The organism is Micromonospora okii (genome assembly GCF_020884795.1).
GTDB lineage: Bacteria > Actinomycetota > Actinomycetes > Mycobacteriales > Micromonosporaceae > Micromonospora > Micromonospora okii.
Genome location: NZ_BBZF01000016.1, coordinates 127,005 through 147,120, shown reverse-complemented (window position 1 = coordinate 147,120; position 20,116 = coordinate 127,005). Strand labels below are relative to the sequence as shown.

Below are 20,116 nucleotides of genomic sequence, written 5' to 3'. Positions count from 1 at the left end.
TGTCTGCCGGTTCTCCGGCCGCCTGCCGCGGCCGGAGCCTGGCGGAACCTGCGCCCGACCGACGCCGGGCGAGCTCGAGCCTTCGCTACTTGGCCTTTTCCTGGATCTCCACGAGCCGCCACCGCTTGGTGGCGGACAGCGGCCGGGTCTCCATGATCAGGACCCGGTCGCCGATGCCGGCGGCGTTCTGCTCGTCGTGCACCTTCAGCTTGCTGGTCCGGCGCATGATCTTGCCGTACAGCGCGTGCTTGACCCGGTCCTCGACCTCGACGACGATGGTCTTGTCCATCTTGTCGCTGATGACCAGGCCCTCACGCACCTTCCGGCGGGCCCGCGCGTCGGCGGTGGTGGTGTTCTCACTCATGATGCAGTCACCTCAGTCGGCGCGACCGAGAGACCCAGCTCGCGCTCACGCATGATCGTGTAGATCCGGGCGATCTCCCGACGGATGACCTGCAGCCGCCGGTTGTTGTCCAGCTGCCCGGTTGCGGCCTGCACGCGGAGGTTGAACAGCTCCGCCTTCGCCTCGCGCAGCTTCGTGACCAGCTCCTCCTCGGAGAGCTCACGCAGCTCGGAGGCCTTGACGCCCGCTGCCATCAGGATTCACCCACTTCGCGCGTAACAATGCGGCACTTCATCGGGAGCTTGTGGATCGCGCGACGCATCGCCTCTCGCGCGATCTGCTCGTTGGGGAAGGACATCTCGAACAGGATCCGCCCCGGCTTGACGTTGGCCACCCACCATTCGGGCGAGCCCTTGCCGGAACCCATCCGGGTCTCGGCCGGCTTCTTGGTCAGGGCCTGGTCCGGGAAGATCGAGATCCAGACCTTGCCGCCACGCTTGATGTGGCGGGTCATCGCGATACGCGCCGACTCGATCTGCCGGTTGGTCACGTACGCCGGCTCGAGAGCCTGGATCCCGAACTCGCCGAACACCACGCGGTTGCCACCCTTGGACGCGCCACTGCGGTCCGGGTGGTGCGGCTTGCGGAAGCCCTTCGGGGGCTTGCGCGGCATCAGCATCTGTCAGCCCTCCTGCTGCGTTTCTGCCGGAGTCGAAGCGGCCGAGGCGACAGCAGCGCTGTCCACCGGCTCGCCGCTCGGCGTCTCGGCCTGCTGCGCGATGGTGGTCGCGGCAGCCCGGCCGGCCTCGGTACCACCGGCGGTCGTGCCGGACGAGCCGGACCGACCACGGCGCGGCCGCTCGGGGCGGTCGCCGCGCTCACGGCGCGGACGCGACGGAGCCTCGGCCGGAGCCTCCCGACCCGGCACCGCGTCGCCCTTGTAGATCCAGACCTTCACGCCGATGCGGCCGAAGGTCGTACGGGCCTCGAAGAAGCCGTACTCGATGTTGGCCCGCAGCGTGTGCAGCGGAACCCGACCCTCGCGGTAGAACTCGGTCCGGCTCATCTCGGCGCCGCCGAGGCGACCCGAGACCTGGACCCGGATGCCCTTGCAGACCGGGTTCTTCATCGCCGACTGCATCGCCTTGCGCATGGCCCGACGGAAGCTGACCCGGCTGGAGAGCTGCTCGGCGACGCCCTGGGCGACCAGCTGCGCGTCCGACTCGGGGTTCTTCACCTCGATGATGTTCAGCTGCACCTGCTTGCCGGTGAGCTTCTCCAGCTTGCCGCGGATCTTGTCGGCCTCCGCACCCTTACGGCCGATGACGATGCCCGGCCGGGCGGTGTGGATGTCGACGCGGACCCGGTCGCGGGTGCGCTCGATGTCGACCTTGGAGATGCCGGCACGCTCGAGGCCCTGGGACATCATGCGGCGGATCTTGACGTCCTCGCCGATGTAGTCCTTGTAGAGCTTGTCCGCGAACCAGCGGGACTTCCAGTCGGTCGAGATGCCGAGCCGGAACCCGGTGGGGTGAACCTTCTGACCCATTACTCGGCGCCCTCCGTCTTGCTCTCCGTCTCAGCGGCCTCGGCCTGCTGCGCCGGGGCGGCCTTCTTCGCCGCGGACTTCTTCGGCGCGGCCGGAGCCACCGCCTCGACCGCCACGGTGATGTGGCACGTGCGCTTGCGGATCCGGTACGCCCGACCCTGCGCCCGCGGCCGGAACCGCTTCATCGTCGGGCCCTCGTCGACGAACGCCTCGCTGACGAGCAGCGCGTCGGGGTCCAGCCGCTCGTTGTTCTCCGCGTTGGCGATCGCGCTCGCGAGCACCTTGTACACCTGCTCGCTCGCAGCCTGCGGCGCGAACTGCAGCACCGTGAGCGCCTCCTTCGCGGGCAGGCCGCGGACGAGGTTGACCACCCGGCGCGCCTTCATCGGCGAGATGCGCACGTGCCGCGCAATCGCCCGCGCGCCCGGAAGCACCGGAGCGTCGCCCTTTCCTGGCATCGCTGTAACCCCTTGTTCCTCTATCCGTATGCCCGCGGCGTCAGCGCCGGCGGCTCTTCCGGTCGTCCTTCTCGTGACCCTTGAACGTGCGGGTCAGCGCGAACTCGCCGAGCTTGTGCCCGACCATCGCCTCGGTGACGAACACCGGGACGTGCTTGCGTCCGTCGTGCACGGCGATCGTGTGGCCCAGCATCTCGGGGATGATCGTCGAGCGCCGCGACCAGGTCTTGATGACGTTCTTCGAGCCCTTGTCGTTCTGCGTCTCCACCTTCTTGATCAGGTGGTCGTCGACGAACGGGCCCTTCTTCAGGCTGCGAGGCATGTCTTATCTCCCTCAGCCGCGCTTACGCGTGGCGTAGCGGCGGCGGACGATCAGCCGGTCACTCGGCTGGCCCTTGCGACGGGTGCGGCCCTCGGGCTTACCCTGCGGGTTGACCGGGTGACGGCCACCGGAGGTCTTACCCTCACCACCACCGTGCGGGTGGTCGACCGGGTTCATGGCGACACCACGGACGGTCGGGCGCTTGCCCTTCCACCGCATCCGGCCGGCCTTGCCCCAGTTGATGTTCGACTGGTCGGCGTTGCCGATCTCGCCGACGCTGGCGCGGCAGCGCACGTCGACCCGCCGGATCTCACCGGACGGCATACGGAGGGTCGCGTACGCGCCCTCACGGCCGAGGAGCTGGATGCCGACGCCGGCCGAGCGGGCCAGCTTGGCGCCGCCGCCGGGACGCAGCTCCACGTTGTGGATCGTCGTACCGACCGGGATGTTGCGCAGCGGCAGGTTGTTGCCCGGCTTGATGTCGGCGCCCGGACCGGACTCGACGGCGTCGCCCTGCTTCAGGTCCTTCGGCGCGAGGATGTAGCGCTTCTCGCCGTCGGCGTAGTGCAGCAGCGCGATGCGCGCGGTGCGGTTCGGGTCGTACTCGATGTGGGCGACCTTCGCCGGGATCCCGTCCTTGTCGACCCGCTTGAAGTCGATCAGACGGTACTGGCGCTTGTGCCCGCCACCGTGGTGCCGCGTGGTGATCCGGCCGTGGGCGTTACGCCCGCCCTTCTTCGGCAGCGGAGCCAGCAGCGACTTCTCCGGCGTGGACCGGGTGATCTCGGCGAAGTCGGCGACGCTGGAGCCACGCCGGCCCGGCGTCGTCGGCTTGTACTTGCGGATAGCCATTGTCTACACCCCTCAGCTGACCGGGCCGCCGAAGGCCTCGATACGGTCACCGTCAGCCAGCTTCACGATCGCCCGCTTGGTGGCCTTGCGCTGCCCGAAACCAGTCTTGGTCCGCTTGCGCTTGCCCCCGCGGTTGAGCGTGTTGACCGTCAGGACGCGGACGTTGAAGATCTGCTGGATAGCGATCTTGATCTCGGTCTTGTTGGCGTCCGGGTGCACCAGGAAGGTGTACCAGTTCCGGTTCAGCTCGCTGTAGCTCTTCTCCGAGACGACCGGCGCGAAGATAACGTCACGCGGATCGGCGATCGTGCTCACTTGTCACCCTCCTCGGTGGTCTCGGCCGGAACACCGAGGAACTCGTCCAGGGCGTCCTTCGTGAAGACCACGTCGTCGGCCACCAGCACGTCGTACGTGTTGAGCTGGCCGGCCTCGATCAGGTGCACCCGCGGCTCGTTGCGCAGCGACACCCAGTTCAGCTCGTCGGTGCCGCTCAGCACGACCAGGACCCGGCGGGCCTCGGTCAGCTTCGCCAGCGCGGCCAGGGCGGCCTTGGTCGACGGCTTCTCGCCCGAGACGAACGCCTCGACGACGTGCACCTGCCCGGCGCGGGCCCGGTCCGACAGGGCGCCACGCAGGGCGGCGGCCTTCATCTTCTTCGGGGTCCGCTGGCTGTAGTCACGCGGCACCGGGCCGTGGACCACGCCACCGCCGGCGAACTGCGGCGCGCGGATCGAGCCCTGGCGGGCGCGACCGGTGCCCTTCTGCTTGTACGGCTTCTTGCCGCCGCCGGCGACCTCGCCGCGGGTCTTGGTCTTGTGCGTGCCCTGCCGGGCCGCCGCGAGCTGGGCCACCACGACCTGGTGCATCAGCGCGACGTTGGCCTGGACGTCGAAGATGTCCGCCGGCAGCTCGACCGAGCCGCTCTTGGCGCCTTCGGCGTTGAGGACGTCAACGGTGGTCACTTGGCCACACCGCCCTTCTTCACCTTGGTCTTGGCCGCGGTGCGCACCAGGACCAGCGCGCCCTTGGGGCCGGGGATGGCACCGCGGACGAGCAGGAGGTTGTTCTCGGTGTCGACCGCCTGGACGGTCAGGTTCTGGACGGTGTAGCGCACGCCACCCATCCGGCCCGCCATCCGGGTGCCCTTGAAGACGCGACCCGGGGTGGCGCAGGCGCCGATCGAGCCGGGCGAGCGGTGCTTGCGCTCGACACCGTGGCTGGCGCGCAGGCCGTGGAAGCCGTGCCGCTTCATCGGGCCGGCGTAGCCCTTGCCCTTGGTCTTGCCGGTGACGTCGATGGTGACGCCGGCCGGGAACTCCTCGACCGTGACCTCCTGGCCGAGCGAGTAGTCCGCGGCGTCCGTGGTGCGCAGCTCGACGATGTGCCGGCGCGGCGCCACGTCCGCCTTCGCGTAGTGCCCGCTGATCGGCTTCTTGACCTTGCGCGGGTCGATCGTGCCGTAGGCGAGCTGGACCGCGGAGTAACCGTCCTTCTCGGCGCTACGAACCTGGCTGACGACGCACGGGCCGGCCTGAACCACGGTCACCGGGACAACGCGGTTGTTGTCCCAGACCTGGGTCATGCCGAGCTTTGCGCCCAGGATCCCCTTGACTTGCCTGTCCATTTGTCCGGTCCCTACAGCTTGATCTCGATGTCGACGCCAGCCGGCAGGTCGAGGCGCATGAGCGAGTCGACCGTCTTCGGGGTCGGGTCGATGATGTCGATCAGCCGCTTGTGCGTGCGCATCTCGAAGTGCTCGCGCGAGTCCTTGTACTTGTGCGGCGAGCGGATAACGCAGAAACGGTTGATCTCCGTGGGCAGCGGCACCGGGCCCGCGACCTGCGCCCCGGTACGCGTCACCGTCTCGACGATCTTCCGAGCCGAGGAGTCGACGACCTCGTGGTCATAGGCCTTGAGCCGGATGCGGATCTTCTGTCCCGCCATGGTGGCTTCTGTTCCTTCTCTCGATGCCGCTGTGTTGCGGGCGCCTGCACCGGCTGGCACAGGCCCACTTCCGCCGACCCCCGCGGTCGGGCGTGTCGCGCCCTCGGGCCAGGCTCCGCCCCGGGACCCCGGAGCTTCTACCGACCACACGGTGGGTCATGACGCCGGGCGCGGAGGACCGCGACCCAAACGCCGTGCGAGGGTGGTTGGCCGCCAGGGGCAGGCCAACCACCCTACGCGCGACTGTTCAACGACCCGGAGGTCCAGCAGGTGCCGGACGCGGGCGGCGAACCGTCGTTACGCAACCTGACTAGTATGCCGCACTACGGACGGCGACGCTAATCGGGGTTACCCAGCTCACTTGACGATCTTGGTGACGCGACCCGCGCCGACCGTACGGCCACCCTCCCGGATCGCGAACTTGAGGTTCTCCTCCATCGCGATGGGCTGGATCAGCTTCACGGTCATCGTGGTGTTGTCGCCCGGCATGACCATCTCGGTGCCCTCGGGCAGCGTGACGACGCCGGTAACGTCCGTGGTCCGGAAGTAGAACTGCGGACGGTAGTTCTGGAAGAACGGGGTGTGCCGGCCGCCCTCCTCCTTGGAGAGGATGTAGACCGTGGCCTCGAACTCCGTGTGCGGGGTCGTGGTGCCCGGCTTGATGACCACCATGCCGCGCTCGACGTCCTCGCGCTTGGTGCCACGCAGCAGGAGGCCGACGTTCTCGCCCGCGCGGGCGTCGTCCAGGGTCTTCCGGAACATCTCGATCGCGGTGACCTTGGTCTTGAAGCCCTTCTCGCGGATGCCGACGACCTCGACGTCCTCGTTCGGGAGCAGCACGCCACGCTCGACACGACCGGTGACGACGGTGCCACGACCGGTGATCGTGAACACGTCCTCGACGGGCATGAGGAACGGCTTCTCGGTCTCGCGCTCCGGCTGCGGGATCGCGGTGTCGACCGCGCTCATCAGCTCGAGCAGCTTCTCCGTCCAGACCGGGTCGCCCTCGAGCGCCTTCAGCGCGGAGACCTGGACGACCGGCAGGTCGTCACCCGGGTACTCCTGCGAGGAGAGCAGCTCGCGGACCTCGAGCTCGACGAGCTCCAGGAGCTCCTCGTCGTCGACCATGTCGCTCTTGTTGAGCGCCACGACGATGTACGGCACGCCGACCTGGCGGGCCAGCAGCACGTGCTCGCGGGTCTGCGGCATCGGGCCGTCGGTCGCCGCGACCACCAGGATCGCGCCGTCCATCTGGGCGGCACCGGTGATCATGTTCTTGATGTAGTCGGCGTGCCCGGGGCAGTCGACGTGCGCGTAGTGCCGAGCCTCGGTCTGGTACTCGACGTGCGAGATCGAGATCGTGATGCCGCGGGACTTCTCCTCCGGCGCCTTGTCGATCTGGTCGAACGGCGTGTACGGGTTCAGGTCCGGGAACTGGTCGTGCAGGACCTTGGTGATGGCCGCCGTCAGCGTCGTCTTACCGTGGTCGATGTGACCAATGGTGCCGATGTTGACGTGCGGCTTAGTCCGCTCGAACTTCGCCTTCGCCACTGGTGTCCTCCTGTGGACTTTCTTGGTTCGTTCGCCCCGGTGCGCCGGTCGGCGCTTAGGACTCTGTCGACAGCCTTTCCGACCTGACGGTCGGAGAGCCTTTGTGGGTTCTGCGGCGATGAAGCCTACAGGCCCGGTCTCACACAATCCGATCGAGGTGGTCGCGGGCGGGGATGCCCTCCCGCGACCGGCCTCGAATCATCAAATCAGCTCAGGCGAGCGTCACTCACCCGTCGCCTTGGCGATGATCTCCTTGGCCACCGAGTTCGGAACCTCGGCGTAGGAGTCGAACTGCATGCTGTAGCTAGCCCGGCCCTGGGTCTTCGACCGCAGGTCGCCGACGTAGCCGAACATCTCCGACAGCGGCACCAGGGCCCGGACGACGCGGGCGCCGCTGCGCTCCTCCATCGCCTGGATGATGCCGCGCCGGGAGTTGAGGTCGCCGATGACGTCACCCATGTTCTCCTCCGGAGTGGTGACCTCAACGGCCATCATCGGCTCGAGGAGCGCGGGGTCGGCCTTGCGGGCCGCCTCCTTCATCACCATCGAGCCGGCGATCTTGAACGCCATCTCCGACGAGTCGACCTCGTGGTACTGGCCGTCCAGCAGGGTGAGCTTGACGCCCACCAGGGGGAAGCCGGCGAGGATGCCGTACTGCATGGCGTCCTGCGCGCCCGCGTCCACCGACGGGATGAACTCCCGGGGGATGCGACCACCGGTCACCGCGTTGGCGAACTCGTAGGTCGGGGCGTCGTTGCCCAGCGGCAGCGGCTCCAGGCTGATGATCACCCGGGCGTACTGGCCGGAACCACCGGTCTGCTTCTTGTGGGTGTACTCGACCTTGTCCACCTTGCGGCGGATGGTCTCGCGGTACGCCACCTGCGGCTTGCCGATGTTGGCCTCGACGTTGAACTCGCGGCGCATCCGGTCCACCAGGATGTCCAGGTGCAGCTCACCCATGCCGGAGATGACCGTCTGACCGGTCTGGTCGTCCAGCTTGACGCGGAAGGTCGGGTCCTCCTCGGCCAGCCGCTGGATGGCGGTGCTGAGCTTCTCCTGGTCGGCCTTGGTCTTCGGCTCGATGGCCACCTCGATGACCGGCTCCGGGAAGGTCATCGACTCCAGGATGACCGGGTTCGCCGGGTCGCACAGGGTGTCACCGGTGGTGGTCTGCTTCAGACCCTGCACCGCGATGATGTCGCCCGCCTGGGCCGAGCTGCGCTCTTCCCGCTTGTTGGCGTGCATCTGGTAGATCTTGCCGATCCGCTCCTTGCGGTCCTTGGTGGAGTTGACCACCTGGGAGCCGGACTCGAGCGTGCCGGAGTAGATCCGCACGTAGGTGAGCTTGCCGAGGTGCTTGTCCGTCTGGATCTTGAAGGCCAGACCGGAGAAGGGCTCCGACTTGGAGGGCTTCCGCTGCATCGGGGTCTCGCCGTCGGTGGCCGTGCCCTCGATCGCCGGGATGTCCAGCGGCGACGGCAGGTACGCGACGACGGCGTCCAGCATCGGCTGGATGCCCTTGTTCTTGAAGGCGGTGCCGGTGAGGACCGGGTTGGCCTTGCCGGCGATGGTGGACCGACGGATGGCGGCCTTGATCTCCTCGACGGAGATCTCCTCGCCCTCCAGGTACTTCTCCATCACCGCGTCGTCGACGTCGGCCAGGGTCTCCAGCAGCTTCTCGCGCCACTCGGCGGCGGAGTCGGCGAGGTCGGCCGGGATCTCCTCGACCGCGTAGTCCTCGCCCTTCTGGGTCTCGCCACGCCAGGTGAGGGCGCGCATCTCGACCAGGTCGACCACGCCGATGAAGTCGCTCTCGGCGCCGATCGGGATCTGCAGCACCAGCGGGGTGGCGTTGAGCCGGTCGATCATCATCTGTACGCAGCGGAAGAAGTCGGCGCCGGTCCGGTCGAGCTTGTTGACGAAGCACATCCGGGGGACGTTGTACTTGTCCGCCTGCCGCCAGACGTTCTCCGTCTGCGGCTCCACGCCGGCCACGCCGTCGTAGACCGCGACCGCACCGTCCAGCACCCGCAGCGACCGCTCCACCTCGACCGTGAAGTCGACGTGGCCGGGCGTGTCGATGATCTGGATCGTGTGGCCCTTCCACTCACACTTGGTAGCAGCGGAGGTGATGGTGATACCACGCTCCTGCTCCTGCTCCATCCAGTCCATGACGGCACCGCCCTCGTGGACCTCACCGATCTTGTACGTGATGCCGGTGTAGAACAGGATCCGCTCGGTGGTAGTGGTCTTACCGGCATCGATGTGCGCCATGATGCCGATGTTGCGTACGTTGGCGAGCGCGTCTGCGGCGGCCACTTCAATCCCTACTTATCGTCGTCTCGACTCAACTGGTGGCGGTTCCGGCGCCCGCGCGGGCGCCGGAACCATGTGTGTTACCAGCGGTAGTGCGCGAAGGCCTTGTTCGACTCGGCCATCTTGTGCGTGTCCTCACGCCGCTTGACGGCGGCACCGAGGCCGTTGCTCGCGTCCAGCAGCTCGTTCATCAGCCGCTCGACCATGGTCTTCTCGCGCCGCGCGCGGGAGTAGGTGACCAGCCAGCGCAGGCCCAGCGTGGTCGCCCGGGCCGGGCGGACTTCGACCGGCACCTGGTAGGTGGCGCCACCGACGCGGCGGCTGCGCACCTCGAGGGTCGGCTTGACGTTGTCCATCGCCCTCTTCAGGGTGACGACCGGGTCGGTGCCGGACTTCTCGCGGCAGCCCTCCAGGGCGGCGTACACGATGCGCTCGGCGAGCTGGCGCTTGCCACGCAGCAGGATCTTGTTCACGAGCTGGGTGACGAGCGGCGAGTTGTACACCGGGTCAGCGACCAGCGGCTTCCGCGGAGCGGGTCCCTTACGCGGCATCTCAGCTCTTCTCCTTCTTCGCGCCGTACCGGCTCCGCGCCTGCTTGCGGTTGCGGACACCCTGGGTGTCCAGCGAGCCGCGAACGATCTTGTAGCGCACGCCGGGGAGGTCCTTCACCCGGCCGCCGCGAACGAGCACGATCGAGTGCTCCTGGAGGTTGTGACCCACGCCCGGGATGTAGGCGGTCACCTCGATCTGGCTGCTGAGCTTGACGCGAGCGACCTTGCGCAGGGCCGAGTTCGGCTTCTTCGGGGTGGTGGTGTACACGCGGGTGCACACGCCGCGCCGCTGAGGGGAACCCTTCAGCGCCGGGGTCTTGGTCTTGGTCGTCTTGGCCTGTCGGCCCTTTCGGACCAGCTGCTGGATCGTGGGCACCGGGTCTCTCCGCTCCCTTCGACCGCCGTTCGGCGGCCGCGCCGTCTGCTCTCGTAGCCAGCCCTGATGGGAAGGCTCTCCTACATTCCGGCCAGGGCCGCCTCGCGGAGGCCCCGGCACCCGCGGTCGGGCGTGTCGCCCGGCTCACGGTCCCGGCGGCGTCGCTCGCGCGCCCACCGGGTTCTGTCACCGGCACGCGGTCGGACGCGGCCGGGTCTTCTGCTCTGTCGTGCCGCGGCGCGATCACCGGGCGAACCGGGTCCAGCGCACGCACGAGTTGCCCGGGCAGGCCCGGGCACGAGGGGAAAGAGTACCTATCACAGCCGCACAGGTCAAAACGGAGAGGCCCCGGAGATCGGTGTCACCGCCCTGCCGGCCGAACCGTCGCGCCCGCCCACCCGCGATGGGCACCCACGGCAACAAGTGTAACGGCTCCCTGCGGCCACGGCCCCTCGGCCCCGGACACCGCCCCGCGCCGCCGGCCCGCCCGGCGCGCGCCCGCCGCCCCGGCGTGTGCCCGCCGCCATGTCGCCGACATTGCGCGGTCCTGATCCCACGGAAGCCACCATGTCGCCGACATTGCGCCGGCCCGGCAAGCCCTGCGGCCCGGCGGCAGGCCGGGCGGGTGGCCAGACGGGTGGCCCCGGGCGCGGGCAGCAGGCCAGGCGAGCGGGCAGCAGGCCGGGTGGGTGGGAAGCAGGGAGGCCGGGCAGGTGATGCGGGCGTGTCAGGCCAGGGAGAGCAGGAGCGCCAGCCCCAGACCGAGCAGGCTGAGCGTGAGGCCCGCCGCGCCGCAGCCGATGCCGGCCAGCGCCAGACCCCGCCCCGTGAAGCGCACCGCAGGAGGCGACGCCGGCCGCCGCACCTGCCGGATGCCGAGCAGGCCGGTCACCACCGCCCCGCCCCCGGCCAGCACCCCGAGCACGGTGAACACCCCCGTCGCCCAGCTCCCCTGGCCGCTGACGGTGGCTCCCAGACAGATCACCAGGAGGGAGACCAGGGCGGCGGCGACCCCGGCCACCAGGGATCCGATCGCCAGCCCGGAGGTGACCGGCGGGACGTCGAGGTGCACCACGCCGAAAGGGGTGCCCGGCACCGGCTCGACCCGCTTCGGCGGCCGGGGTGCCTCCTTCGGCGGCGGCGGAACGTGACCCCAGCCACCCGCCGGCTGGCCCGGAAGGCCCGCCCCCACCGGATGTCCAGGCGTGGACGGGTGGTGGCCCACCCCTGGATACGCCCCGGTCGGATGCCCCGGCGCGGGAACCCCCAGCGGGTACGCCCCGGCCGACGGCTGGCCGGGCGCCGGGAGTTCCCCGGACGCCGCCTTCACTTCGGCGGCCGGCCTGGCCCACGGGCTCTCCCCCGCCGGCGCGGGTCCCCCACCCGAGGCGGGCGAACCGGCAGGGCCGGGTGAACCGTCCGGAACGGGCGCTCCGGTCGAAGCGGGCGAGCCGACAGGACCGGGCGAGCCGACAGGACCGGGCGAATCGACAGGACGGGGCCAACCGACAGGGCCAGGCGAATCGACAGGACCAGGCGAGCCGACAGGGCCGGGCGAACTGGTCGGGCCCGGGAGCGCGGCGGATCGCTGCGCCGGGTCACCCGAGGGCCGCGCCGGTTCCGTCACGAGGGCCTCCTGTCAGCGGTCGGTGTCCACCGCCGCGCGACGGACACGGGCCAGGCTACCGTCGCCGGCCCATCCGGCGTGGGCGGGCGGGGAAGCCGTCCCCCTCGGCGGTCGGTCAGTCGACGTTCGGAGCGAAGTCGTGCCCCAGCGGGGAGCCCGCGATCCGGACCACCCCGATCACCACGGCCATGACCACGCTCGTGGCGACGAGGACCAGCCCCGTCCACGCCAGCCGCTCCCCGCGCCGCAGCCAGGCCCCGCCGGTGAGGAAGCCGCCCGAGGCGTACGCCTCCCGGCGCGCCTGCCGGGCCAGCAGGAGGGCGAGCGTGGCCGGGACCACCCCGCCGACGAAGAGGCCGGTCAGCGCGCCGAGCAGGCCGAGGGCGAAGACCGCGCGGGCCTTCGTCGACCGGATCGGCTCGGGGTCGAGGGGATGGCGCGGCCCGTGCGGGGCGACGGGCACCTGCCCGGGCGCGGTCGTCATGCCACCATCATGCCCGCCCCCACCGACGATCCGGCCCGCCCGGCCGGGACGGCGGCATCCCCGCGCCGGAAACCGCCACCGGGGCGGGCCCGCGACGCGACGAGGCCCCCGGCGGGTGCCGGGGGCCTCGTCGTTTCCCACTGCCTAGCGGTACGACCCGAAGTCGAAGTCGTCCAGCGGAACCGCCTGCCCGCTGGCCGGCCCGAAACCGTAGTCGGTCTCCGGGTACCCGGTCATCGAGTAGACCTTGGCCTTGGCCTCCTCGGTCGGCTCCACCCGGACGTTGCGGTACTTGCTGATGCCCGTACCGGCCGGGATGAGCTTACCGATGATCACGTTCTCCTTGAGGCCGACCAGCGAGTCGCTGCGCGAGTTGATCGCCGCGTCGGTCAGCACCCGGGTGGTCTCCTGGAAGGAGGCCGCGGAGAGCCAGGAGTCGGTGGCCAGCGAGGCCTTGGTGATGCCCATGAGCACCGGGCGACCGGCGGCGGGCTCGCCGCCCTCGCCGACGAGCCGGCGGTTCTCCGACTCGAACAGCGCCCGGTCGACCAGCACGCCCGGCAGGAACTCGGTCGAGCCGGAGTCGATGACCGTCACCCGCTTGAGCATCTGGCGAATGATGATCTCGATGTGCTTGTCGTGGATGAGCACACCCTGCGAGCGGTAGACCTCCTGGACCTCACTGGTCAGGTGGACCTGGACCGCCCGCGGACCCATGATCCGCAGCAGCTCGTGCGGGTCGATGGTGCCCTCGGTGAGCTTCTCGCCGACCTCGACGTGGTCGCCGTCGTGGGCCCGCAGCCGGACCCGCTTGGAGATCTTGTCGTAGACGATCTCGTCGGAGCCGTCGTCCGGCACCACGATGATCTTCCGCGACCGCTCGCCGTCCTCGATCCGGATCCGGCCCGGGGTGTCGGCGATGGGCGCCTTGCCCTTCGGAATCCGGGCCTCGAAGATCTCCTGGACCCGGGGCAGACCCTGGGTGATGTCCTCACCCGCGACACCACCGGTGTGGAACGTCCGCATCGTGAGCTGCGTACCGGGCTCACCGATCGACTGGGCGGCGATGATGCCGACCGCCTCGCCGACGTCCACGGTCTTGCCGGTCGGCAGCGAGCGGCCGTAGCACGCCCCGCAGACGCCCAGCTTCGACTCGCAGGTGAGCACGCTGCGCACCCGCACCGTCTCCACCCCGGCGGCGACGATCGCGTCGACGAGGATGGAGTTGACGTCCTGGCCCCGGTGCGCGACGGCGGTCCCGTCCGGGCCCTTGATGTCGTCGGCCAGGGTCCGGGCGTGCACGCTGGTCTCGGCGTGCTCGTGGACGTACAGCTTGCCGTCGCGCCGCTCGCCGATCTGCATCGGGATGGCCCGGTCGGTGCCGCAGTCCTCCTCGCGGATGATGACGTCCTGCGAGACGTCCACCAGACGCCGGGTCAGGTAACCCGAGTCGGCGGTCCGCAGCGCGGTGTCGGCGAGACCCTTACGGGCACCGTGCGTGGAGATGAAGTACTCCAGCACGGAGAGACCCTCGCGGTACGACGCCTTGATCGGACGCGGGATGATCTCGCCCTTCGGGTTGGCCACGAGGCCGCGGATCGCGGCGATCTGCCGGAGCTGGAGCAGGTTACCGCGGGCACCCGAGTTGATCATCTTCCACAGCGGGTTCTCCTGCGGCAGCGCGGTGTCCATCTCCCTGGCGACCTCGTTGGTCGCCTTGGTCCAGATCTCGATGAGCTCGCCGCGACGCTCCTCGGCGGTCATCAGACCCCGCTGGTACTGCTTGTCGATCCGGTCGGCTTCCTTCTCGTACCGCTCCAGGATCTCCCGCTTGCGCGGCGGAGCGATGACGTCCTCCATGCCGATCGTCACGCCGGACCAGGTGGCCCAGTGGAAACCGGCCTCCTTGAGCCCGTCGAGGGTGGCCGCCAGGGCCACCTTCGGGAAGCGCTCGGCGAGGTCGTTGACGATCGCGGAGAGCTGACCCTTGCGGATCTCGTAGTTCACGAAGCGGTAGCCCTGCGGCAGCGTCTCGTTGAACAGCACCCGGCCCAGGGTGGTCTCGACGGTGATCGGGTCACCCTCGACCCAGCCCTCCGGCGCGACCCACTGCTCGCCGCCGGCGCCGTTGTCGACCCCGACCAGCCCGCGCAGGCGGATCCGCACCGGCGCCTGCAGGTGCAGCTCGCCGGCGTCGAACGCCATCCGCGCCTCGGCGTCGGAGCTGAACACCCGGCCCTCGCCCCGCTCACCGGTGGTGAGGTGGGTGAGGTGGTACAGGCCGATGACCATGTCCTGGGTGGGCATGGTGACCGGCTTGCCGTCGGCCGGCTTGAGGATGTTGTTCGACGACAGCATCAGGATGCGCGCCTCGGCCTGGGCCTCGGCGGACAGCGGCACGTGCACCGCCATCTGGTCGCCGTCGAAGTCGGCGTTGAACGCGGTGCAGACCAGCGGGTGGATCTGGATCGCCTTGCCCTCGACGAGCTGCGGCTCGAAGGCCTGGATGCCCAGGCGGTGCAGGGTCGGCGCGCGGTTCAGCAGCACCGGGTGCTCGCCGATGACCTCTTCCAGCACGTCCCACACGACCGGCCGCTGCCGCTCGACCATCCGCTTGGCGGACTTGATGTTCTGCGCGTGGTTGAGGTCGACCAGCCGCTTCATCACGAACGGCTTGAACAGCTCCAGCGCCATCTGCTTGGGCAGGCCGCACTGGTGCAGCTTCAGCTTCGGGCCGACCACGATGACCGAACGGCCGGAGTAGTCGACGCGCTTGCCGAGCAGGTTCTGCCGGAACCGGCCCTGCTTGCCCTTGAGCATGTCGGACAGCGACTTGAGCGGGCGGTTGCCCGGCCCGGTGACCGGCCGGCCGCGACGGCCGTTGTCGAACAGCGCGTCGACGGCCTCCTGGAGCATCCGCTTCTCGTTGTTGACGATGATCTCGGGCGCGCCGAGGTCGATCAGCCGCTTGAGGCGGTTGTTCCGGTTGATCACGCGGCGGTACAGGTCGTTCAGGTCGGAGGTCGCGAAGCGGCCACCGTCGAGCTGCACCATCGGGCGCAGGTCCGGCGGGATGACCGGGACGCAGTCCAGCACCATGCCGAGCGGCGAGTTGCGGGTGTTCAGGAACGCGGCGACGACCTTCAGCCGCTTGAGCGCCCGGATCTTCCGCTGGCCCTTGCCCGACCGGATGGTCTCGCGCAGGTTCTCGGCCTCGGCGTCGAGGTCCATGTTCTGGACCAGCGCCTTGATGGCCTCGGCGCCCATCGCGCCGGTGAAGTACTCGCCGAACCGGTCGCGCAGCTCCCGGTAGAGCAGCTCGTCGGTGACGAGCTGCTTCGGCTCCAGCTTGCGGAAGGTGTCGAGCACCTCGTCCAGGCGGTCGATCTCGCGCTGGGCCCGGTCGCGGATCTGGCGCATCTCGCGCTCTCCGCCCTCCTTGACCTTGCGCCGGACGTCCGCCTTCGCGCCCTCGGCCTCCAGCTCGGCCAGGTCGGCCTCGAGCTTGGCGGCCCGCTTCTCGATCTCCGAGTCACGGCTGTTCTCGGACTGCCGCTTCTCGGCCAGGATCTCGTTCTCGATGGTCGAGAGGTCGCGGTGACGCGACTCCGCGTCCACGCTCGTGATCACGTACGAGGCGAAGTAGATGATCTTTTCGAGGTCCTTCGGGGCGAGGTCCAGCAGGTAGCCCAGCCGGCTCGGCACGCCCTTGAAGTACCAGATGTGGGTCACCGGAGCGGCCAGCTCGATGTGACCCATCCGCTCTCGGCGGACCTTGGAGCGGGTCACCTCGACGCCGCAGCGCTCGCAGATGATGCCCTTGAACCGGACCCGCTTGTACTTACCGCAGTAGCACTCCCAGTCCCGCTGCGGACCGAAGATCTTCTCGCAGAAGAGCCCGTCCTTTTCCGGCTTGAGGGTGCGGTAGTTGATCGTCTCGGGCTTCTTGACCTCACCGTGCGACCACTGACGGATGTCGTCAGCGGTCGCGAGACCGATGCGCAGCTCGTCGAAGAAGTTGACGTCGAGCACTATGTCCCCTATGTCGTCGTCTTTATAGCTAGATCACGGGCGGGGTTGGGGGCCGGCCGCCCCCCGGAGGGATCAAGCTGACCGCCCGGAGCGGGGCGGCCGGCCCCCAACCCACACCACTTACACCTCTTCGACCGAGCTCGGCTCGCGCCGGGACAGGTCGATGCCCAGCTCCTCCGCGGCCCGGAACACCTCGTCGTCGGTCTCGCGCATCTCCAGGGCCACGCCGTCGCTGGAGAGCACCTCGACGTTGAGGCACAGCGACTGCAGCTCCTTGAGCAACACCTTGAACGACTCCGGAATGCCCGGCTCGGGGATGTTCTCGCCCTTGACGATCGCCTCGTAGACCTTGACCCGGCCCAGGACGTCGTCGGACTTGATCGTCAGCAGCTCCTGCAGGGCGTACGCGGCGCCGTACGCCTGCATCGCCCAGCACTCCATCTCACCGAAGCGCTGGCCACCGAACTGCGCCTTACCACCCAGCGGCTGCTGCGTGATCATCGAGTACGGGCCGGTCGACCGAGCGTGGATCTTGTCGTCGACCAGGTGGTTGAGCTTCAGGATGTAGATGTAGCCGACCGCGATCGGGTCCGGCAGCGGCTCGCCGGAGCGACCGTCGAACAGCTGCGCCTTACCGGTGGAGCCGATGAGCTGCTTGCCGTCCCGGTTGGGCAGGGTCGACGCGAGCAGACCGGAGATCTCCTCCTCGCGGGCACCGTCGAAGACCGGCGTGGCCACGTTGGTGTCCGGCTCGGACTCGTGCGCCTCGATCGAGCGGAGCTGACGCTTCCACTCCGCGTCGTCGCCGTCGACGCTCCACCCCGTCTTCGCCACCCAGCCGAGGTGCGTCTCCAGCACCTGGCCGATGTTCATCCGGGAAGGCACGCCCAGCGGGTTGAGCACGATGTCGACCGGGGTGCCGTCCTCCAGGAACGGCATGTCCTCGATCGGCAGGATCTTCGAGATGACGCCCTTGTTGCCGTGCCGGCCGGCGAGCTTGTCGCCGTCCTGGATCTTCCGCTTCTGGGCGACGTAGACCCGGACCAGCTCGTTCACGCCCGGGGGCAGCTCGTCGCCGTCCTCGCGGGAGAACGTGCGCACGCCGATGACCGTGCCGGTCTCACCGTGCGGCACCTTCAGCGAGGTGTCCCGGACCTCGCGCGCCTTCTCACCGAAGATCGCGCGGAGCAGCCGCTCCTCCGGGGTCAGCTCGGTCTCGCCCTTGGGCGTGACCTTGCCGACCAGGATGTCGCCGGGGACGACCTCGGCGCCGATCCGGATGATGCCGCGCTCGTCGAGGTCGGCGAGCATCTCCTCGCTGACGTTCGGGATGTCGCGGGTGATCTCCTCCGGGCCGAGCTTGGTGTCCCGGGCGTCGACCTCGTGCTCCTCGATGTGGATCGAGGTGAGCACGTCCTGCTGCACGAGGCGCTGCGACAGGATGATCGCGTCCTCGTAGTTGTGGCCCTCCCAGCACATGAACGCCACGAGCAGGTTGCGCCCGAGCGCCATCTCGCCCTCGTCCGTGCAGGGACCGTCGGAGATGACCTGGCCGGCCTCGACGCGGTCGCCCTCGAAGACCACCGGCTTCTGGTTGACGCAGGAGCCGGAGTTGGAGCGGCGGAACTTGTGCAGCAGGTACGTCCGGCGGTGGCCGTCGTCCTGGTGGATGGTGATGTAGTCGGCGCAGAGGTCCTCGACCACGCCACCGACCTCGGCGACCACCACGTCGCCGGCGTCGACGGCCGCCCGGTACTCCATGCCCGTACCGACCAGCGGGGCCTCGGCCTTGACCAGCGGCACCGCCTGGCGCTGCATGTTCGCGCCCATGAGCGCCCGGTTGGCGTCGTCGTGCTCGAGGAACGGGATCATCGCGGTGCCGACGGAGACCATCTGCCGGGGCGAGATGTCCATGTAGTCCACGGCGCCCGGCGCGACGTCCTCGGTCTCGCCGCCCTTACGGCGGACCAGGACCCGGTCCTCGGCGAACGAGCCGTCGGCGCGCAGCGGCGCGTTGGCCTGCGCCTTGACGTACCGGTCCTCGTCGTCCGCGGTCAGGTAGTCGATCTGGTCGGTGACCCGGCCGTCGACGACCTTGCGGTACGGCGTCTCGATGAAGCCGAACGGGTTGACCCGGGCGAACGTCGACAGGGCGCCGATCAGGCCGATGTTCGGGCCTTCCGGCGTCTCGATCGGGCACATCCGGCCGTAGTGGGACGGGTGCACGTCACGGACCTCGAAGCCGGCCCGCTCCCGGGACAGACCACCCGGGCCGAGCGCGTTCAGCCGACGCCGGTGGGTCAGGCCCGCCAGCGGGTTGGTCTGGTCCATGAACTGGGACAGCTGCGACGTACCGAAGAACTCCTTGATCGCCGCCACGACCGGGCGGATGTTGATCAGGGTCTGCGGCGTGATCGCCTCGACGTCCTGCGTCGTCATCCGCTCCCGGACGACCCGCTCCATGCGCGACAGGCCCACCCGGACCTGGTTCTGGATCAGCTCGCCCACGGTACGGATGCGGCGGTTGCCGAAGTGGTCGATGTCGTCGGCCTCGTAGCCGTCCTCACCGGCGTGCAGCCGGCACAGGTACTCCACGGTGGCGACGATGTCGTCCTCGGTGAGCGTGCCGGTGGTGATCGGCACGTCGAGCTGGAGCTTCTTGTTGAACTTGTAGCGCCCGACCTTGGCGACGTCGTACCGCTTCGGGTTGAAGAAGAGGTTGTCGAGGAGGGTCTGGGCGTTCTCGCGGGTCGGCGGCTCGCCAGGGCGCAGCTTCCGGTAGATGTCGAGCAGCGCCTCGTCCTGGCCGGCGATGTGGTCCTTCTCGAGCGTGGTCATCATCAGCTCGGACCAGCCGAACTTCTCGCGGATCCGCTCGGCGGACCAGCCGACGGCCTTGAGCAGGACGGTGACGGCCTGCCGGCGCTTGCGGTCGATGCGGACGCCGACCGTGTCGCGCTTGTCGATGTCGAACTCCAACCAGGCACCCCGGCTCGGGATGACCTTGACGCTGGAGAGGTCGCGGTCGGAGGTCTTGTCCGGCTGCTTGTCGAAGTAGACGCCCGGGGAACGGACGAGCTGGCTGACCACGACGCGCTCGGTGCCGTTGATGATGAAGGTGCCCTTGGGCGTCATCATCGGGAAGTCACCCATGAACACCGTCTGGCTCTTGATCTCGCCAGTGGTGTTGTTGGTGAACTCCGCCGTCACGAACAGCGGGGCGCAGTAGGTCAGGTCCTTCTCCTTGCACTCCTCGATCGAGGCCTTGACCTCGTCGAAGCGCGGAGCCGAGAAGGAGAGCGACATGGTGCCGGAAAAGTCCTCAATGGGACTGATCTCGTCGAGGATTTCCGCGAGACCCGAGCGTGCGTGAGGGTCGTCCGCCGACCGGCCCTGCCAAGCCTCGTTGCCGACGAGCCAGTCGAACGACTCGTTCTGGATGGCGAGGAGGTTGGGGACCTCGAGGTGTTCGGTGATCCTGCCGAAAGAAACTCGGCGGGGAGCGAAAGCGCTCGACGTACGACTGGTCTTCGCAGGGCGGGAAGCTGCCAAGATGCGTCCTTCCGAGGACCGGTGCTGCAGAACGGCTGGTACGCGTGCACTCCAATGACCCCACCAGAAATACCCGGAATCGGACATTTCCGCGCAGGGGTCTAGACGGAAGGCAGCGCAAACTAGCAGTGTAGCCGAGAGGCTAACCGCTGTCCAGCC

General features: G+C 69.0%; 19 protein-coding genes. All 19 read right to left on the bottom strand.

What is annotated here, in order from left to right:
* Nucleotides 1–85: 85 nt before the first annotated feature.
* Complete coding sequence (gene rpsQ / locus LPU43_RS12615; protein ID WP_229400537.1) at nt 86–364, bottom strand: 30S ribosomal protein S17; 279 nt, start codon at nt 362–364, stop codon at nt 86–88.
* Entirely contained in the window at nt 361–597 is a 237-nt protein-coding gene (rpmC, locus tag LPU43_RS12610; RefSeq protein WP_074472523.1) for a 50S ribosomal protein L29, read from the bottom strand. The genes rpsQ and rpmC overlap by 4 nt, the downstream gene beginning before the upstream one ends.
* Nucleotides 597–1,022 (bottom strand): 50S ribosomal protein L16, encoded by a 426-nt coding sequence (gene rplP / locus LPU43_RS12605; RefSeq protein ID WP_229400536.1) that lies wholly within the window; start codon nt 1,020–1,022, stop codon nt 597–599. Before rplP ends, rpmC begins: the two co-directional genes overlap by 1 nt.
* Before the next feature lie 3 nt (nt 1,023–1,025).
* Nucleotides 1,026–1,892: a 30S ribosomal protein S3 gene (gene rpsC / locus LPU43_RS12600; RefSeq protein WP_229400534.1), complete on the bottom strand. Its 867-nt coding sequence runs from the start codon at nt 1,890–1,892 to the stop codon at nt 1,026–1,028.
* Nucleotides 1,892–2,350 (bottom strand): 50S ribosomal protein L22, encoded by a 459-nt coding sequence (gene rplV / locus LPU43_RS12595; RefSeq protein ID WP_229400532.1) that lies wholly within the window; start codon nt 2,348–2,350, stop codon nt 1,892–1,894. The genes rpsC and rplV overlap by 1 nt, the downstream gene beginning before the upstream one ends.
* Before the next feature lie 40 nt (nt 2,351–2,390).
* The gene (gene rpsS, locus LPU43_RS12590) at nt 2,391–2,672 is read right to left on the bottom strand and encodes a 30S ribosomal protein S19 (protein ID WP_046567212.1); all 282 of its coding nucleotides are present in this window, start codon (nt 2,670–2,672) and stop codon (nt 2,391–2,393) included.
* 12 nt (nt 2,673–2,684) lie between these two features.
* On the bottom strand, nt 2,685–3,524 hold the full coding sequence (gene rplB, locus LPU43_RS12585) for a 50S ribosomal protein L2 (protein ID WP_229400531.1): 840 nt from the start codon (nt 3,522–3,524) through the stop codon (nt 2,685–2,687).
* A 12-nt stretch (nt 3,525–3,536) separates the two neighbouring features.
* Nucleotides 3,537–3,839, bottom strand: a complete 303-nt coding sequence (gene rplW, locus LPU43_RS12580) for a 50S ribosomal protein L23 (protein WP_229400530.1) — start codon at nt 3,837–3,839, stop codon at nt 3,537–3,539.
* Nucleotides 3,836–4,486, bottom strand: a complete 651-nt coding sequence (rplD, locus tag LPU43_RS12575; protein WP_229400528.1) for a 50S ribosomal protein L4 — start codon at nt 4,484–4,486, stop codon at nt 3,836–3,838. Before rplD ends, rplW begins: the two co-directional genes overlap by 4 nt.
* Nucleotides 4,483–5,148: a 50S ribosomal protein L3 gene (gene rplC / locus LPU43_RS12570; RefSeq protein ID WP_229400526.1), complete on the bottom strand. Its 666-nt coding sequence runs from the start codon at nt 5,146–5,148 to the stop codon at nt 4,483–4,485. Before rplC ends, rplD begins: the two co-directional genes overlap by 4 nt.
* Nucleotides 5,149–5,159: 11 nt before the next feature.
* On the bottom strand, nt 5,160–5,468 hold the full coding sequence (rpsJ, locus tag LPU43_RS12565) for a 30S ribosomal protein S10 (RefSeq protein WP_007073037.1): 309 nt from the start codon (nt 5,466–5,468) through the stop codon (nt 5,160–5,162).
* Nucleotides 5,469–5,825: 357 nt separating this feature from the next.
* Nucleotides 5,826–7,019 carry an elongation factor Tu gene (gene tuf, locus LPU43_RS12560; protein ID WP_229400524.1) on the bottom strand — a complete coding sequence of 398 codons (1,194 nt, stop codon included), beginning with the start codon at nt 7,017–7,019 and terminating at the stop codon, nt 5,826–5,828.
* 222 nt (nt 7,020–7,241) lie between these two features.
* Entirely contained in the window at nt 7,242–9,338 is a 2,097-nt protein-coding gene (gene fusA / locus LPU43_RS12555; RefSeq protein WP_255685317.1) for an elongation factor G, read from the bottom strand.
* A 77-nt stretch (nt 9,339–9,415) separates the two neighbouring features.
* Entirely contained in the window at nt 9,416–9,886 is a 471-nt protein-coding gene (rpsG, locus tag LPU43_RS12550; protein ID WP_013735957.1) for a 30S ribosomal protein S7, read from the bottom strand.
* 1 nt (nt 9,887) lies between these two features.
* Entirely contained in the window at nt 9,888–10,262 is a 375-nt protein-coding gene (gene rpsL, locus LPU43_RS12545) for a 30S ribosomal protein S12 (RefSeq protein ID WP_007465318.1), read from the bottom strand.
* Nucleotides 10,263–10,989: 727 nt separating this feature from the next.
* Nucleotides 10,990–11,358 carry a hypothetical protein gene (locus LPU43_RS12540; RefSeq protein ID WP_229400522.1) on the bottom strand — a complete coding sequence of 123 codons (369 nt, stop codon included), beginning with the start codon at nt 11,356–11,358 and terminating at the stop codon, nt 10,990–10,992.
* Between the two features lie 646 nt (nt 11,359–12,004).
* On the bottom strand, nt 12,005–12,373 hold the full coding sequence (locus LPU43_RS12535) for a hypothetical protein (protein ID WP_229400521.1): 369 nt from the start codon (nt 12,371–12,373) through the stop codon (nt 12,005–12,007).
* A 144-nt stretch (nt 12,374–12,517) separates the two neighbouring features.
* A complete protein-coding gene (locus LPU43_RS12530) occupies nt 12,518–16,405 on the bottom strand; it encodes a DNA-directed RNA polymerase subunit beta' (RefSeq protein WP_229400519.1) in 3,888 nt (1,295 codons plus the stop codon).
* A gap of 120 nt (nt 16,406–16,525) precedes the next feature.
* Complete coding sequence (gene rpoB / locus LPU43_RS12525) at nt 16,526–19,957, bottom strand: DNA-directed RNA polymerase subunit beta (protein ID WP_229400517.1); 3,432 nt, start codon at nt 19,955–19,957, stop codon at nt 16,526–16,528.
* Nucleotides 19,958–20,116 lie beyond the last annotated feature (159 nt).